Below are 15729 nucleotides of genomic sequence, written 5' to 3'. Positions count from 1 at the left end.
AGGTGGTCCTCGGTAGTTGACTTCTGCCATACTTTCCTATGCCTGAAGGTTTCGGCCTCTCGGGAATGGAAGTTCGGCAAGTCAGTTTCCATAGGGCGGTGGCTCAATTGGTAGAGCAGCGGTCTCCAAAACCGCAGGTTGCAGGTTCGAGTCCTGTCCGCCCTGCCGCACTCGTCCGGCGCTTCGGCGCCGGACGAGTCTATTGAAAGGAACGGCGAGTGAGCACCAGTGAAGTTGAGGAGAGCGGCGGCGCAGCCGAGCGCGCTACCAGCGACCGCGCTGCCAAGCGCAACTGGTTCAGCCGGATCGTGCTCTTCATCCAGCAGGTCATCGCCGAGCTGAAGAAGGTCGTGACGCCGACCCGCAAGGAGCTCGTCAACTTCACGATCGTCGTGATCGCCTTCGTGGTCATCATGATGGCGCTGGTGTGGGCCCTGGATCAGGTCTTCGGCTTCATCACCGTCTTTATCTTCGGGACGCCGCTCGGCTAGTCGCGCGAGACGCGCTACTCCCGGCCCCGATTTGGTCAGTACAGAAAGCAAGAGCAGCAGATGACGAGCGAGACGAGCAACACCCCCGAGGCCGACCTCGACGCGGCCCTCGATGCGCTGGCGCACACCGCCGACCCCGTCGTCGACGCAGCCGTAGAGGACGCCCTCGACATCGACTCCGTGGAGGAGGCCGAGGCGGCCGCTTCCGCGATCGTCGACGAGGAGACCGAGGACGGCGCTGCCGAGGACGCCGAGGCGGAGACCGCCGAGGATCCCTACAAGGCCTTCAAGAAGGACCTGCGTCGCCGCCCGGGCAAGTGGTTCGTGATCCACACCTACGCGGGCTACGAGCGCAAGGTGAAGTCGAACCTGTGGAACCGTCGCGAGACGATGGGCGCGGTCGACGACATCTACGAGATCCAGGTCCCCATGGAAGAGGTCATGGAGGTCAAGAACGGTCAGCGCAAGATGGTGACGCGCGTGCGCATCCCCGGCTACGTGCTCGTTCGCATGAACCTCACCGAGACCACCTGGTCCGTCGTGCGCCACACCCCCGGCGTGACTGGCTTCGTGGGCAACGCCCACAACCCGGTGCCGCTGCGCATCAACGAGGCGTTCGAGATGCTGAAGAGCACCGTCGAGCTCGAGCCGGCCGCGACCGCCAAGGGCAAGGCCGCCGCGAACGCCGCCGCGCAGGGCAACGTCGAGATCGACTTCGAGATCGGCGAGACGATCACGATCAAGTCCGGCTCCTTCGAGGGGCTTCCCGGCACGATCAGCGAGATCAACCCGGCCGCGGGCAAGCTCACCGTCCTCGTCTCGCTCTTCGAGCGCGAGACGCCGGTCGAGCTCGGCTTCGACCAGGTCACCAAGATGGTCTGATCCGGCTCCCGGATCGAGAACGGGCCCCGCGCTTCGGCGCGGGGCCCGTTTTTCGTTCTCCCCGCGTGCAGAATCCTCGCGCGTGGGGTACGATTGTGAAGTTGTGCGTTCGCGCATAGCCACACCGCGTCCGGATCGGCCGGAACTGCGGGAGAGCGGGGCAACCCGTTCGTAGGAAAGGAAACAATCATGGCAAAGGCCAAGAAGGTTACCGGTCTGATCAAGCTTCAGATCGCTGCCGGCGCCGCCAACCCGGCACCCCCCGTGGGTCCCGCGCTGGGTCAGCACGGCGTCAACATCATGGAATTCTGCAAGGCGTACAACGCTGCAACGGAGTCCCAGCGCGGCAACATCGTCCCGGTGGAGATCACCGTGTACGAGGACCGCTCGTTCACCTTCGTCCTGAAGACCCCGCCCGCCGCCGAGCTCCTCAAGAAGGCTGCTGGCGTGCAGAAGGGCTCCGGCACCCCGCACACCGTCAAGGTGGCGAAGGTGACGGCTGAGCAGGTTCGCCAGATCGCCGAGCAGAAGCAGGCTGATCTCAACGCGAACGACCTCGACGCTGCGTCGAAGATCATCGCGGGCACCGCTCGCTCCATGGGCATCACGGTCGAGTAAGGGTACTGAAGATGGCACAGAAGTCGAAGGCGTACCGCGCCGCTGCCGAGAAGATCCAGGCAGACAAGTTCTACGCTCCCGCCGAGGCAGTCGCCCTGGCGAAGGAGACCGGTTCCACCAAGACCGACTCGACCGTTGAGGTCGCCGTCAAGCTCGGTGTGGATCCCCGCAAGGCAGACCAGATGGTGCGCGGCACCGTCAGCCTGCCCCACGGCACGGGCAAGACCGCCCGCGTCATCGTGTTCGCAGTGGGCCCCGCGGCCGAGGCAGCGATCGCTGCCGGCGCCGACGAGGTCGGCGGCGACGAGCTGATTGAGAAGGTGGCCGCAGGCTACACCGACTTCGATTCGGCCGTGTCGACCCCCGAGCTCATGGGCAAGGTCGGCCGTCTCGGTAAGGTGCTCGGTCCCCGTGGCCTCATGCCCAACCCGAAGACCGGCACCGTCACCCCGGACCCGGCCAAGGCCGTGACCGACATCAAGGGCGGCAAGATCGAGTTCCGCGTCGACAAGCACGCCAACGTGCACTTCATCGTTGGCAAGGCCTCCTTCACGGCTGAGCAGCTCTCGGACAACATCACGTCCGTGCTCGACGAGATCTCGCGTCTCAAGCCGTCGTCGGCCAAGGGCAAGTACGTGATCAAGGGCGCCGTCTCGACGACCTTCGGTCCCGGCATCCCGCTGGACGTCTCGGGCCTCTAAGCCCGTACGCCGGTCGGCGCTCCGCGTCGGCCTTCCGCACACCCCCGCTCCGTTCGGAGCGGGGGTGTGCGTCGTTTGGGGGTGTTCCGCTCGGATCTTCTATCATTGAGGGCATGACGAGCACCCCGGCGCAGCACCCCCTCTCCGGGGCCCGGGGATAGCCGTGGCCGGTGAGCGCACGCCCACCCGACCGGTGATCCCGGGGTTCAGCTACGTGCGTCCGCTCGGTTCGGGCGGCTTCGCCCAGGTCTACCTCTACGAGCAGGACTTCCCGCGGCGCGAGGTCGCCGTGAAGGTGCTCGACGCCGCGCCGGCGCAGCGCGCCTCGTTCGAGCGCGAGGCGGATGCCATGGCCGCGCTCAGCAGCCACCCGTCCATCGTGTCGATCTTCCAGGCGGGCGTCTCGCTCGCGGGGCAGCCGTTCCTCGTGATGGAGTTCTGCCCGGCCTCGCTCGGCGCACTCACGAAGCGGCGCCCGGCACAGCTCCACGAGGTGCTCGACGCGGGCGTGCGGCTCGCGGGCGCGCTGGAGACGGCGCACCGCGCCGGTGTGCTGCACCGCGACATCAAACCGGCGAACGTGCTCCTCACCTCGCTCGGGAAGCCCGCCCTCTCGGACTTCGGGATCGCGGGCGGCCACGCGGCCCTCGGCGAGGGAGTACCCACGGGGCCCGTCCCCGCAGACGAGGTCGCGATGTCCGTGCCGTGGTCCGCGCCTGAGGTCGTGGGGCTCGAGACCCGGGGCAGCGTGGCGAGCGAGGTCTGGGCGCTCGGCGCAACGCTGTTCTCGTTCGCGGCGGGCATCTCCCCGTTCGAGGACGACGTACGGGAGCGCAACACCCGCACGCTGCTCATCGAGCGCATCAGCCGGGCGCGGGTGCGCCCCATTCCGGGCGCGCAGGGCTACGAGCCGTTCGACGCCGTGCTCGCGCGCGCGATGCGGCGGAACCCGGCCGAGCGCTTCCCCACGATGGCCGAGTTCGGCGCCGCGCTGCAGGAGGTGCAGCGCGGCTACGGCTACGACGTGACGCCGCTCGAGGTGGTCGCGCAGGCCTGGACCCCCGAGACAGGTGCCATTCCCGTCGGCGTGCGCGGGCCCGTGGTGAGCGCGGTGCCGAGCCGCCGCACGCGGGCCGAGCTGCGCGACGCCGATTCCGACGGCGTCGTCGTGGAGCGCGTGCACTCCACGCGGCGAGCCGCCCTCATCGGCGCGGGCGTAGCCCTCGCAGCCGTCGCGGTGGTGGCCGGCGGGCTCTGGGCCTGGCTGGGCGGCGGCGGGTGACCGCCGCGAGGCGGGGGTGGCAGACGCGGCAGGGGCATCGCGTGTCGCGTCGGCGCTGGTGGGCGTGGGGCGCCGCCGGCGTCGCGACGGCGCTCATCGCGACCGTGGCGATCGTTTCGGGCGGCTACGACGCGCGCGACGTGCCGCGCGTGGAGCCGGGCGTGTGGGTCGCGCGCGACACGGGACAGTACGGCCGGGTGAATACGGACACGGGCGAGCTCGACACGGTGCGCTCGGCGGTCGAGCCGAGCGGCGTGGTGCAGGCCGGTGCGAGCGCGGTCGTGCTCACGAACGGCACGGGCGAGGCCTGGGCGGTGGATCCCGCGTCGCCGCGCGACCTCGGGGGTCGTGAGCGCGGCACCGGAGCGCAGGACGCCGCTGCGGATGCGGACGGGGGCGCGGCGGGCGACGCGGAAGCCGCCGTGGACACGGGCGCGGGGGCCGGCGGAGACGCGAGCAGCGGAGTCCGCATGCCCGAGGGTGCGCGCGAAGTGGTCACGGCCGGGCGCTTCATCGCCGTCCGCACCGAGCGTGGGGCCGTACTCGCGGGGGAGCTGACGGGCGAGGCGCTCGGAGCGGTGCCCGACACCGAGGAGCTCGAACGGCGCATTGCCGCGCTCGCTCCCGTGGGAGCGGATGCTCCCGGGGCGGACGGAACGGACGCGGCGGACGGATCGGACGAATCCGGCGCATCTGACGCGAGCGATCCCGAGGGCGCCGGATCCGCCGACGGGGGCAACGACGGCGCCCGCGCGCTCGACGCGGCGGCCATCGCGCTCGCCGAGGACGGCACGCTCGCCGTGTACTCGGCGGGCACGCACACCGTGCGCCGCTTCGACGTCGTCCGCGGAACGGAACGCGGCGCCGCGGCGGAGCTCCCCGGCGAGGCGGCCGCCGCGCCGCAGCTCGCGCTCGTTGGCGCAGACTGGGTGCTGCTCGATGCCGCCGACGGCAGGCTCCTCCGTGCCGGCGCCGCGCCCGTGACGATCGAGGCCGAGGGGGCGCCGCTCCTGCAGTCGAGCAGCACCGACCGCGCGGTCGCGGGAACCGGATCCGCCGCAGGCGCGGTTGCGCGCGATGCGGCGCTCATCGCGGACCAGGGTGGGCTCCTCGCGGTCGCTCCGGGAGGGGAGCCCGAGCGGATCGCGAGCACCGAGGGCACCCCGGTGCGCCCCGCCCAGGTCGCGGGTGAGCGCTATGCCGCCTGGCTCGGCCAGGGCTCGGGTGCGCTCTGGCGCAGCGGGAGCGGCGAGATGCTGCCCCTCCAGTTCGACGACGCCGTGGGCGAGGCCAGCGATCTCGCGCCGGTGATCCAGAGCAACGGTTCCCGCGCGGTGCTCAGCGAACCGCGCACGGGCATGCTTTGGACGCTGCCGGACGGCGCGCTGATCCCGCTCTCGCAGTGGAGCCTCGCCGATCCGCCGCAGGAGCAGCGCGGCGCCGTCGCGGTCGAGGAGGTCACCGAGCAGGTGCCGCCCACGGCCGTCGACATCTCGTTCGGCGCCCGCCCGGGAGCGCCCACGCCGCTCCCCGTCCTGCTCAACGACTTCGACGCGAACGTGCGCGACGTCCTCACGATCGTGCCGCAGTCGCTCGCCGATGCGCCGCTGCCCGAATCCTTCGGCACGGTCGAACTGCTGCCGGATCGCCAATCGCTCGTGCTGCAGCCCGCGCCCGGCGCGCACGGCAGCGCCTCGTTCACCTACCGCATCACCGATGGTGCGCTCGAGTCCGCCGCCGCGACCGTCACGATCCGCATCGCCGACGACGCTGAGAACGAGCCGCCCGCCTGGTGCCCGGTCGAGGGGTGCCAGCGCGAGTGGGGCGTCCCCGCGATCGTGCCGGGCGGCACGCTCGTCGCGCCGCTGCTCGAGGGCTGGGTCGATCCGGAGGGCGACGTGATGACCCTCGCGGGTGTCGCGCCGGTGCGCGCGGAGGACCCGGTGCGCGCCATCGTCACCGCCGACGGCAGCCTTGCGGTGCGGCACACGGACGCGAACGCCGGCCCCGCCGACATCGCGCTGCGCGTGACGGTGCGCGACAGCCGCGGCGCCGAGGCGGAGCGGGAGCTCGTGCTCCCGGTGCGGGCCGACGCCGCCCCCGTCGTGACGGGGACGGCTGCGACGATCGGGGTCGACGCAGCTGCGACGCTGCGCCCGCTCGACCGGGTCGCCGGGGGATCCGGTGCGTTCACCCTCGTCGACGCCGCCCCGCTCGGCGGCTCCGCCGTCGCCGTACCGCACCCCGTCGCCGGCACGATCGAGGTCACCGCGACCGAGCCGGGCGTCTCGAACTTCGCGGTCACGGTGCGCGACGCGGTGACCGGCCTCGAGACGACTGGCACGCTGCGGGTCACTGCCGTCGCGGGCGGGCCCGAACTCGTTCTCCCGCCGCTCCGCGCGTACGTGCGCCCGCTCGCGGACTCGACGGTCGAGGTGCTCGACGCGATCCCGGGCGCCGCGGCGCAGGCGCTCGCCGTGCGCAGCGCGGCGGTCGTCGACGGGGATCTGCGCGCCGAGGTCGTCGAGCACTCCCGCGTCCGCGTCGCGGGCAGCACGGCCGACGGGGCTCCCGGCCGCATCGGCGCCGCCGAGATCGCGGTCTCCGACGGCTCGGCGACCGCGCGAGGCAGGCTCACGGTGTTCCAGGTGCCCGAGACGAGCGGTTCGGGGGTGATCGCCGTGGGCGACGCCGCGACGGTGCGCGCGGGCTCGACGGTCGACATCCGGGTGCTCGACAACGACGTCGCACCGCCCGGCGAACGCCTCCTGCTCGATCCGGAAGTCACCTCCTCCGGGGCTCCGGGGGAGCTCGCGTTCGCCGCGGGCGGCACGCTCCGCTACGTCGCCCCGCGCGAGCCGGGCACCTACCGGGTCGGCTACACCGCCTACGCGGCGAGCGCCCCCGAGCTCAGCGACTCCGGCGAGGCGGTCATCACGGTCGTGGCTGCCGGACCGAACCGGGATCCCCAGCCCGGTGCGGTGACGGCGCGTGTCGCCCCCGGCGGGTCCACGACCGTGCGGGTGCCGCTCACGGGCGTCGATCCGGACGGCGACCGCGTGCGCCTCCGCAGCGTCGACCCCGGCGCGGACCCGCGCATCGCCGTCACGCTCGACCCGAGCGGCACGGGGTTCGAGGTCCGTGCGTCGGCGGCGGCCGAGCCCGGCACGAGCCGCGTCAGCTACGAGGTGAGCGATGGCCGTGGCGGGGTCGGAGCGGGGACGCTCCACGTCGTCGTGACGGGCGAGGCGGGCGGCCCGCCCACCGCGATGACGGATCAGGTGCGCCTCGTGCCTGGCGGATCCACCGTGATCCAGCCGCTCGACAACGACGTGGACCCCGCGGGCGGCGAGCTCGTGCTCGAATCCGTCGTGCCGAACACGACGGCGGCCCCTGAGAGCGCCGAGTACCGTGCACTCGCGGCGGCGATCGATGACTCGGAGCTGCGCCGCGGCCGGATCGGGATCAGCGCGGGCGAGGAGCTCGGCACCGTCTCCTACCGCTACACCGTGCGCTCGAAGCTCAGCTCGAGCACGGCTGAGGGGCTCATCGTGGTGCAGACCTCGGAGCGCGTCGGGGCGCAGGCCCCGGCCGTCCGCGACACCGTGCTCAGCGCACAGGACCGGGCGGAATTCAGCGGCGGTGGCGTCGACGTGCTCTCGGGCAAGGTGCGCTGGCCCGGCGGGGACCCCGCAGCGCTCACGCTCTCCCTCTGGGACGGGCAGCGCGGCGAGTACCGTGTGTCCGGATCCCGGATCAGCGGCGACTACGACCCGGACGGCGGGCTCGTCGTGTTCCGCGTGAGCGGAACCGACGCGAACGGAACCGACGTGTCGAGCTACGGCTTCCTCGTGATCCCCCCGCTCGACGAGCTCCGGCTCACGCTCCGCGCCGATCTCAGCCCGCTCGTGGTCGACGAGGGCGGCCGCGTCACGGCGGAGCTCGGCGATCTCGTGAGCGCCGGGCGCGAGGACCGCGTCGAGCTGCGGCAGGGGACCTTCGCGACCGGCCGCTCCGGGGCAAGCTGCGCCGCGGACGGTGCGCGCACGATCCGCTACGACGCCGGCCGCGGCGGCCCCTGGGCGGACACGTGCCGCATCGAGGTGCGGCTCGAGGGCCAGGAGCGCTGGACCACCCTGCCCGTGCCGGTGCGCGTCGTGCCGAGCGAGCCGACGGCGGAGCTGCGCCCCCTCGCCCGGACCGTCGCCCCGGGCGCGACCGCGACGATCGAGCTCGCCGACATGGTCGACTGGCAGGGCGCGACGGGTGCGCGCCCCGAGCTCCGCTTCGCCGTCGCGGGCGGGGGCGAGACCTTCGAGGTCGCCGCGGACGGCGCGCGCGTGCGCGTCACCGCCCGCGCCGATGCCCGCGCCGGTGCCCAGGAGACGGTCACGGTCACCGCGACCGGCGCGGGGGAGAGCCGCGCGCCGCTCACACTGCAGGTGGGCGAGAGCCCCCGGGACCTCCCGCGCGGCGCGACGGTCGCGCTGCGCTGCACGGTCGGCGAGGCCTGCGCGGCGGATCTCGTCGGCGTCGGCGGCGAATACGATCCCTTCGCCGGGAAGCCCGGCGGCGGCCTCACGGTGACCGCGATCGACGGCGGCGCATGCACGCTCGCCCGTTTCGCGGTCGCCGGAGAGCGCCGCGCGACGGTGAGCTGGCCGGGCTCGGGCGGCCCCGGCGGTACCTGCTCGGTCGGCTTCACGGTGCGCGACGCGCAGGGCAGGATCGGCTCCGGCACGATCGCCCTCGATGCGCAGGGCCTCCCGGACGCACCCGCGAGCATCACCCAGACCGGCTTCACCGCGACGAGCGCCTCGTTCCGCGTGGTCCTCGGGGGACGGCAGGCCCACCCCGAGGTGACGGGCGTCGAGGTGCAGGGCGCCGGGGCGCCCCGCTGCGCTCCCGCGGGTGCCGCCGCGTTCGACTGCGAGGTCACGGGGCTCACGAGCGGTGAGCGGCACAGCTTCACGGCCCGCGCGCGCAACGCGGTCGGCGAGTCGAGCCCGTCGAGTGCGATCACGGCGTGGGCGTACCGCGCCCCCGAGCAGCCGACCATCAGCGCCGTCTCGCTGCCCGACGCGGCGAACACGGACCAGGCGCGCGGCGGGCTGCGCGTCACCGCGGCGGGCTCCGCCGACACTCGCGAACTCCGGGTGAGCGTCGGCGGCGCGGACGCCGGCGTGATCTCCGGCTCCCGCGGCTCCGTCGACCTGCGCGGCCTTCCCGTCGGCGGTGCGACGGTGACGGTGACGCCGGTGACGGCGCACGAGCTGCCACCCGTTCCCGGCGGCTCGGCGACCGGCGCCTCCGCCCGCACGGACGCCCGCGTGATCGGAGCGCCGCCGCTGAGCGGTGCGAGCCTCGCGAGCGCCGAGGGGTCGACGAGCGCGACCGTGACCGCGCTCGGCGCGGGCGCGCACGCCGGCGAGGCCGTCACACTGAGCTACGCCGTCGCCCCGCGCGGATCCGCGCCCGACTGCGTGAGCGGGGGATCCGCGAGCGCGGAGTTCAGCGGCCTGACGCGCGGCGCCTGGTTCCGCGGAGCGGCCTGCGCGCGCAGCGAGTACGGCGTGAGCTCGGCGGTGTCCGACGAGATCCAGATCGGCGGGGCCATCCCCGCTCCCCGCGTGAGCTACGCGGTCGCGACCGCGCCGAGCGGCGACGCCGGCCGGGCGAGCTACGAGCTCCTCGGTGCGCCCGCCGTGGAGGGGCAGCTGAGTGGGGCCACCCTCCGCTACCAGCCCGGCGGCACGGCAGAGCTGCCCGCCGACCCGAACGACGGGACCCCCATCACCGTGCAGCAGTGCCTCGGCGAGCAGTGCTCGGCCGCGGTGCCCGTCGCGTGGAGCGGTGCCCCGCGCCCCGTGCTCGTCACCGCGAACGGCAGCTGCGTCGACCCCGCAGCGCTCGGCGATCCCGGGGCCGGAGCGCGCGCGGTGACCGTTTCGGGCGCCGCCGCCGGGAGCGCGGGCTTCGCGCTCGGCGCGCCTGACGGGGGAACCGTGCCGCTCACGGTGAGCTGGAGCGGGGACTTCGGCGGACTCGCCCCGGCAACGCTCCAGGTGCCGGTGTGCAGCCCGTGATCCCGCCCCCACAGCTCCGCCCGCTCACCCCCATCCGCCCGCTCCGACCCATCGAGGACTCATGAACGCTTCGCCCCAGGACCCGCAGCCCGGCCCCGTCGCCGACGACGATCCGACGCTCGTTCCGGCGACGCCTGCAGCCGCCGCGGCGCCTGCAGCCTCCGCGGCGCCCGGAGCACCGGGAGCGACGGCTGCACCCGCGGGAACCGGGGCGCTCCCGGCTCCCGGCGCGGCGACCGTTCCGGCCGGCGCCGACGCGCTCCGTCCGGAGCAGGCCCGCTGGGTGCAGCAGGTGTTCCACGCCTGCGCCGACGCGCTCGGCGGAGTGATCCAGGGCAAGCGCCGCGTCATCGAGCTCGTGCTCGCGAGCGCATTCGCGGGCGGGCACGTGCTCCTCGAAGACGTGCCGGGCACCGGGAAGACCGCCCTCGCGCGGGCGCTCGCCGCAGCGATCCAGGGCACGTCCTCGCGGATCCAGTTCACCCCCGACCTCCTCCCGGGCGACGTGACGGGCATCTCCGTGTTCGACCAGCGCGCGGGCGTCTTCGAGTTCCACGCTGGCCCGATCTTCGCGAACGTCGTGCTCGCGGACGAGATCAACCGCGCGAGCCCGAAGACGCAGTCCGCGCTGCTCGAGGTGATGGAGGAATCGCGCGTGACGATCGACGGCGTCTCCCACGATGTGGGCTCCCCGTTCCTCGTGATCGCGACGCAGAACCCCGTCGAGCAGGCCGGCACCTACCGGCTGCCCGAGGCGCAGCTCGACCGCTTTATGATCAAGACGTCGATCGGGTACCCGGACGCGGCGGCGATGCTGCGGATCCTGCAGCAGCACCGGGGCGCGCAGGCCCCGCTTGAGCCCGTCGTGACGACGGCGATGGTGGCGCAGGCGCAGGCGCTCGTCGACCGGGTGCACGTGAGCCCGCTCGTCGCCGACTACGCGGTGCAGCTCGTCGAGGCCACCCGCCGCGCCCGCGAGGTGCGCCTCGGGGCGAGTGTGCGCGGCGCCCTCGCGCTCGTGCGCCTCGCGACCGCCTGGGCCGCCGCGGCCGGGCGCAACTACGTCACCCCCGACGACGTGCGCGACCTCGCGCTGCCCGTTCTCGCCCACCGTCTCGTGCTCGAGCCCGAGGCGGAGTTCGACGGCGTGACCGCAGAGCAGGTGGTCGGCCAGGTGCTCCTCGACGTCCCCGTCCCGCAGGAGAACGGCACCGCGTGACCCTTCCCACCGACCCCGCTCCGAGCGCGCCCGCCCGCGCGGCGACCGCCGTGCGCGCGGCCGCCGTGCGTGCCGCGCGGGCGACCACGCCCGCCGGTCGCTTCGTGCTGCTCGGCGGCGCGGCCGCCGCGGCGCTCGGGCTGGCGCTCGGCTGGGTCGAGGCGTGGACGCTCGCGATCGCCGCTGCCGTGCTGCTGCTCGTCGCGCTGCCGTTCCTCCTCGGGGGCCGGGCCTACCGGGTCGAGCTGCAGGCGCCGCGCTCGCGGGTCGTCGCGGGCGGCTCGGTGGAGCTGAGCGTCGAGGTGGCCAACGCGAGCCGCACCCCCGCGCTCCCCGCGACGGCCGAGCTCCCCGTCGGCCCCGCTCTCCGCGAGCTCCCGGTTCCGCTCCTCGCCCCCGGGGGCGCGGTCGCGCTGCCGCTCGCCGTGCCGACGCCGGAGCGCGGAGTGATCGAGGTCGGCCCGCTCGCCCTCACGCGGCGCGATCCGCTCGGGCTACTGCGGCGCGAGCTCAGCTGGCCCGACCGCACCCGCATCCACGTGCACCCCGTGACCACCCCGCTGCCGCCGAGCAGCGCGGGGCTCGTGCGAGATCTGGAGGGCAGCGCGAGCCGCCGGCTGAGCGACGCCGATCTCTCCTTCCACGCCGTGCGCGAGTACGCCGCGGGCGATGCGCGCCGGCACATCCACTGGCGCTCGACCGCGAAGACGGGAACGCTCATGGTGCGCCAGTACGAGGAGTCGCAGACCGCGCGCATCGCGGTGCTCTTCGACGGTCGCGCCGACGAGTACGCGAGCGCCGAGGAATTCGAACTCGGGGTGAGCGTGGCCGCCTCCTTCGCCCTGCACGCGGTGCGCGAGGGACGCGAGCGCCTCATCGGGAGCCAGTGGGCGGCCGGCCGCCCGCGGGCCGCGGTCGCCGGCCTCAGCGAGCTCCCGAGCGGCACGATCCCGCAGCTCCTCGATGCCTGGTCGGAACTCCGCGCCGCTGAGTCGGGGGTACGGATCGAGCAGCTCGCCCGCGGCCTCGCGGAGTCCGGGCGCGAGCTGTCCCTCGTGGTCCTCGTGACGGGCTCGCGACCCGACCCCCAGCGGCTCGCCCGCGCGGCGATGCCCTTCGCGGGCGACGTCGCGGTGCTCACGGTCCGCTGTGAGCGGCTCGCCGATCCCGCGGTGCACCGGAGAGACCGCGGCGCCTTGCTCACGGTCGGCGCCCTGCAGGACGCACCGCAGCTGCTCATGCGGCGGGAGCGCGCATGACGGCGGCGGGAGGGGCAGCGAGAGCGGCGTCGCTCGGCTCTGGCGTTCCGGGGGAGTCGGGTGCGCCGCATCCCCCGCGCGCGGGGGGAGCCGGCGGCGGCGCGGTGCTCGCGCTCGCCGTCGCGCTCCTCGCGATCTGCTCGGCCTGGCCCATCTACGCGGACCCCTGGATCGCGGTGGTCGCCGCCGCGGGCGCCGTCGCCGCATTCCTCGCGGTGCGGGCGGGGGTGCGGTGGCGCTGGGGCGCCGGCACCGTGCTCGCCCTCGGCCTCCTCTTTGCGGCCCTCGTGGTCCCCGTCGCCGTGCCGTCCGCGCTCGGGGGCAGCCCCCGGTCGCTCCTCAGCGCGCTCGGCGACGGGCTCGCCGCCGTGGCGCTCGGGTGGAAGCAGATCCTCACCCTGGTGCTTCCGCTCGGCACCTACCAGACGGTGCTCGTGCCGCTCCTTGTCACCGTCATGGTGGCAGCCGCGATCGCGGTGCGCCTTGCCGCGGGCGGTGCCCGTGCCCACGCGTGCGCGGCGCTCCCGCTCCTCGCGCCGCTCCTCTTCGGCACCGTGCTCGGGCCCGCGACGCCGAGCGAAGCGATCGTGCTCGGCGCGGTCGAGATCGCCGCTCCGCGCGAGCTCGCGCTCTGGTGCGCCACCGCTGTGATCGTGGCCGCCTGGATCGGCTGGAGCTCGGGCCGGGCCCGGCGCGCGGCCCTCCGGCTGGGTGGCGCCGCCCCCGTCTCGCTCCGGCGCGCGCTGCGCGGCGGGCTCGGCGCCGGGCTCCTCGTCGTCGCGCTCGCGGCGGGCGCGGTGCTCGCCCCCGCCGCGGCGACCGCGCCGCGGACGCTGCCCCGCGACCGGGTCGATCCCGTGCTGATCGTCCGCGCGCAGAGCAGCCCCCTCTCGGGGTACCGGGTCTGGAAGCGCGACGCCGCTCTCGACGCCCCGATCTTCGCCGTATCGCCGCTCGACGGTGCCGCGCTGCCCGAGCGCCTCCGCCTCGCCGTGCTCGACGACGAGAACGGCGTCGACTTCGCGGTCACCGCGGAGCCCGGCACGTTCACGCGCTTCCCGAGCGGCACCGCGGCGCAGGATCCGAGCCGCGTCGCCGTCGAGCTTCGCTCCGCGGCGCCGGGGATCTGGGTGCCGCTGCCCGCAGCGCTCACGGGGCCGCCGCGCTTCACCGGGCCGCGCGCCGCCGAACTGCGCGACGGGTTCTACCTCGACCGGGAGACCGGAGCCGGCATCGCCGTGCCGACCGCTGCGGGCCTCCGGGCGGGTGACGGCTTCGAGGCCGAGGCCGGGGGCGGAGCGGATGCCGAGCTCGATCCCGCGCCAGCCCACGCGACCCCGCAGATCGACCGAACCGCCTTCCCGCAGCTCGATCGCTGGGTGCGCATGCAGCGTCTGCCGGCGACCGGGGCGGGTCTCGCGGAAGCGATCGAGCGGCTCCGCGATCGCGGCTACCTGAGCCACGCGCTGAGCGCCGAGCCGGGCGAGCGGGCGTGGCTCGATGAGCTTGCCGAGGCGCACGGCACGCGCTTCGTGGCGAGCGCGGGCGGCCACTCGAACGCCCGGATCGAGGAGCTCTTCGCGCAGCTCGCCGATCGGGAGACCGCCGCCGGGTCCGACGCGGCGGCCGCCGAGCTCGTCGCGGGCATCGGCGACGACGAGCAGTTCGCCGTGGCGGCCGCGCGGCTGGCCGAGGCGTTCGGCTACGACGCGCGCGTCGTGCTCGGTGTGCGGCTCGACCCCGAGAGCGATGGTGAGGTGCCCGGCGTGCCCGCGTGCGCGGAGGTCTGCGCCGGCCGGAACATCGGCGCGTGGGTCGAGGCCCGGGGCGCCGACGGCGTGTGGGCGCCGCTCGATGTCACCCCGCAGGTGGCCACGCCGCCCGCGGCGATCACCGAGGGCGAGCGACTGCCCGAGCACCCCACGGTGCCCGAGGAGCGCGACGCGCACGAGAGCGACCCCGAGCTCGGCGCCGGCGCGGGCGACAGCAGCGCCGAGCCGGGACCGGAGCCCGCGTCGACCCTGGCGATCGGTCCCGTGCTGCGGGCCATCGGGCTGGGGATCGCGGCGCTCGCGCTGCTCGCGCTCGTGCTGCTCTTCGTCCCCGCGGTGAAGGCGCTCCGGGCGCGCAGCCGGCGCCGGGCAGCGAGTCCGGAGCTCCGCGCACTCGGCGCCTGGGAGGAACTCGTCGCCCTGCACACTGACGCGGGGGCGCTGCCTCCCGCGGCGACGGGCCCCGGAGCACCGGGCCCCGGGGCGCCGGCCACCCGGGCCATGCTCGGGGCATCGATCCCCGGCGGGGCGGCGTTCGCGGCGCAGGTCGATCGCGCCGTGTTCTCCCGCGACGGCCTCACCGACGCCGAGGCCGACGCGCTCTGGGCCGAGGTGGACCGGGCCCGGGAACGGCTCGCGGGGGCGGGGACGCGGGGCGCGCGGCTGCGCGCGCGGTGGTCGCTCGCCTCGTTCGGGATCGCTCGGCGCGGCGGCGTCCGTGGCGGCGGCGGCATTCGTGGCGGCGCGGGCGGGGTCCGGAAGAGCGGAGGAGCACGATGAGCGAGCAGGATCGCGCGGGTGATCGCGCGGGTGATCGCGCAGAAGGCGGCTCCCGCGGGCGCGGGCAGGACGGCGCCGGAGCACGCGCCCCGGAGCCGGGCGCTCCCGGCGCGATCGCAGGGACGACGACCGGTGCGACGACCGGTACTCCCGCTCCGCCAGTTCCCGAGCCGACCGACGAGCGCTCGGCCCGCGATCTCGCGGCGCTCATGTTCAAACCCGAGCTCGATCCCGCGCGGCGGCTGCCGGAGGCCCCCGGGGGCGAGCCCTCGCCCGCCCGCGCGGGCACCCGCCCCGAGCTCCCCGTCGTGTACGGCGCCCGGCCCACCCCGCTCGACGCGGACCCGGCTGATCCCGCCCCGGCCGCAGCCGCGAGTCGCGGCGGGTCGGGGCCCCGAGGTGCGTCCGGCCCCGAGTCCGATCCCGTGGCGGAGGCCGCCGCGCGCCGCGCGGCACTGCCCTCGATTGCCCGGCAGAACGCGCGGTTCCGCACGCTCGTGCTCGTGGGCGGTCCGCTCGTACTCGTGGGGGCGGCAGCGGGAATCTGGGCGATCTGCGCCGCGCTGCTCGGCTGAGCCCTGAGCGGCCGCACTCCGCGGGCGGTGACTCCCCTGAGGGATGTGGGCGCCGCCTAGAATG

The 15729-nt window shown here is 74.8% G+C and carries 10 protein-coding genes and 1 tRNA gene; all 11 read left to right on the top strand.

What is annotated here, in order from left to right; genetic code table 11:
* The first annotated feature begins 92 nt into the window (after positions 1 to 92).
* The 11 genes from U874_RS0108330 to U874_RS0108280 all read left to right on the top strand — a co-directional run bounded on the left by U874_RS0108330 (position 93) and on the right by U874_RS0108280 (position 15665).
* Positions 93 to 165, top strand: a tRNA-Trp gene (locus U874_RS0108330).
* 53 nt (positions 166 to 218) lie between these two features.
* On the top strand, positions 219 to 491 hold the full coding sequence (gene secE, locus U874_RS0108325; protein ID WP_025134080.1) for a preprotein translocase subunit SecE: 273 nt from the start codon (positions 219 to 221) through the stop codon (positions 489 to 491).
* 60 nt (positions 492 to 551) lie between these two features.
* Positions 552 to 1373 (top strand): transcription termination/antitermination protein NusG, encoded by an 822-nt coding sequence (gene nusG / locus U874_RS0108320; RefSeq protein WP_025134079.1) that lies wholly within the window; start codon positions 552 to 554, stop codon positions 1371 to 1373.
* A gap of 189 nt (positions 1374 to 1562) precedes the next feature.
* On the top strand, positions 1563 to 1991 hold the full coding sequence (rplK, locus tag U874_RS0108315; RefSeq protein WP_025134078.1) for a 50S ribosomal protein L11: 429 nt from the start codon (positions 1563 to 1565) through the stop codon (positions 1989 to 1991).
* An 11-nt stretch (positions 1992 to 2002) separates the two neighbouring features.
* Entirely contained in the window at positions 2003 to 2692 is a 690-nt protein-coding gene (gene rplA, locus U874_RS0108310) for a 50S ribosomal protein L1 (RefSeq protein ID WP_025134077.1), read from the top strand.
* A 163-nt stretch (positions 2693 to 2855) separates the two neighbouring features.
* On the top strand, positions 2856 to 3974 hold the full coding sequence (locus U874_RS0108305; RefSeq protein ID WP_025134076.1) for a serine/threonine-protein kinase: 1119 nt from the start codon (positions 2856 to 2858) through the stop codon (positions 3972 to 3974).
* A gap of 41 nt (positions 3975 to 4015) precedes the next feature.
* A complete protein-coding gene (locus U874_RS15540; protein ID WP_025134075.1) occupies positions 4016 to 10060 on the top strand; it encodes an Ig-like domain-containing protein in 6045 nt (2014 codons plus the stop codon).
* Between the two features lie 61 nt (positions 10061 to 10121).
* Positions 10122 to 11279, top strand: coding sequence for a MoxR family ATPase (locus U874_RS0108295; RefSeq protein ID WP_025134074.1), 1158 nt, complete (start codon positions 10122 to 10124; stop codon positions 11277 to 11279).
* On the top strand, positions 11276 to 12538 hold the full coding sequence (locus tag U874_RS0108290; protein WP_025134073.1) for a DUF58 domain-containing protein: 1263 nt from the start codon (positions 11276 to 11278) through the stop codon (positions 12536 to 12538). Before U874_RS0108295 ends, U874_RS0108290 begins: the two co-directional genes overlap by 4 nt.
* 104 nt (positions 12539 to 12642) lie before the next feature.
* Positions 12643 to 15090, top strand: a complete 2448-nt coding sequence (locus tag U874_RS0108285; RefSeq protein ID WP_025134072.1) for a transglutaminase domain-containing protein — start codon at positions 12643 to 12645, stop codon at positions 15088 to 15090.
* Positions 15087 to 15665, top strand: coding sequence for a hypothetical protein (locus tag U874_RS0108280; protein ID WP_025134071.1), 579 nt, complete (start codon positions 15087 to 15089; stop codon positions 15663 to 15665). The genes U874_RS0108285 and U874_RS0108280 overlap by 4 nt, the downstream gene beginning before the upstream one ends.
* Positions 15666 to 15729 lie beyond the last annotated feature (64 nt).

Source organism: Leucobacter sp. PH1c (genome assembly GCF_000633415.1).
GTDB lineage: Bacteria > Actinomycetota > Actinomycetes > Actinomycetales > Microbacteriaceae > Leucobacter.
This window is presented reverse-complemented; position numbering and strand designations above follow the sequence as displayed.

Excerpts from the sequence above, each read along its gene's own strand:
- nusG (WP_025134079.1), top strand. The coding sequence starts at position 552 with ATGACGAGCGAGACGAGCAACACCCCCGAGGCCGACCTCGACGCGGCC.
- rplK (WP_025134078.1), top strand. The coding sequence starts at position 1,563 with ATGGCAAAGGCCAAGAAGGTTACCGGTCTGATCAAGCTTCAGATCGCT.
- rplA (WP_025134077.1), top strand. The coding sequence starts at position 2,003 with ATGGCACAGAAGTCGAAGGCGTACCGCGCCGCTGCCGAGAAGATCCAG.
- U874_RS0108295 (WP_025134074.1), top strand. The coding sequence starts at position 10,122 with ATGAACGCTTCGCCCCAGGACCCGCAGCCCGGCCCCGTCGCCGACGAC.
- U874_RS0108280 (WP_025134071.1), top strand. The coding sequence starts at position 15,087 with ATGAGCGAGCAGGATCGCGCGGGTGATCGCGCGGGTGATCGCGCAGAA.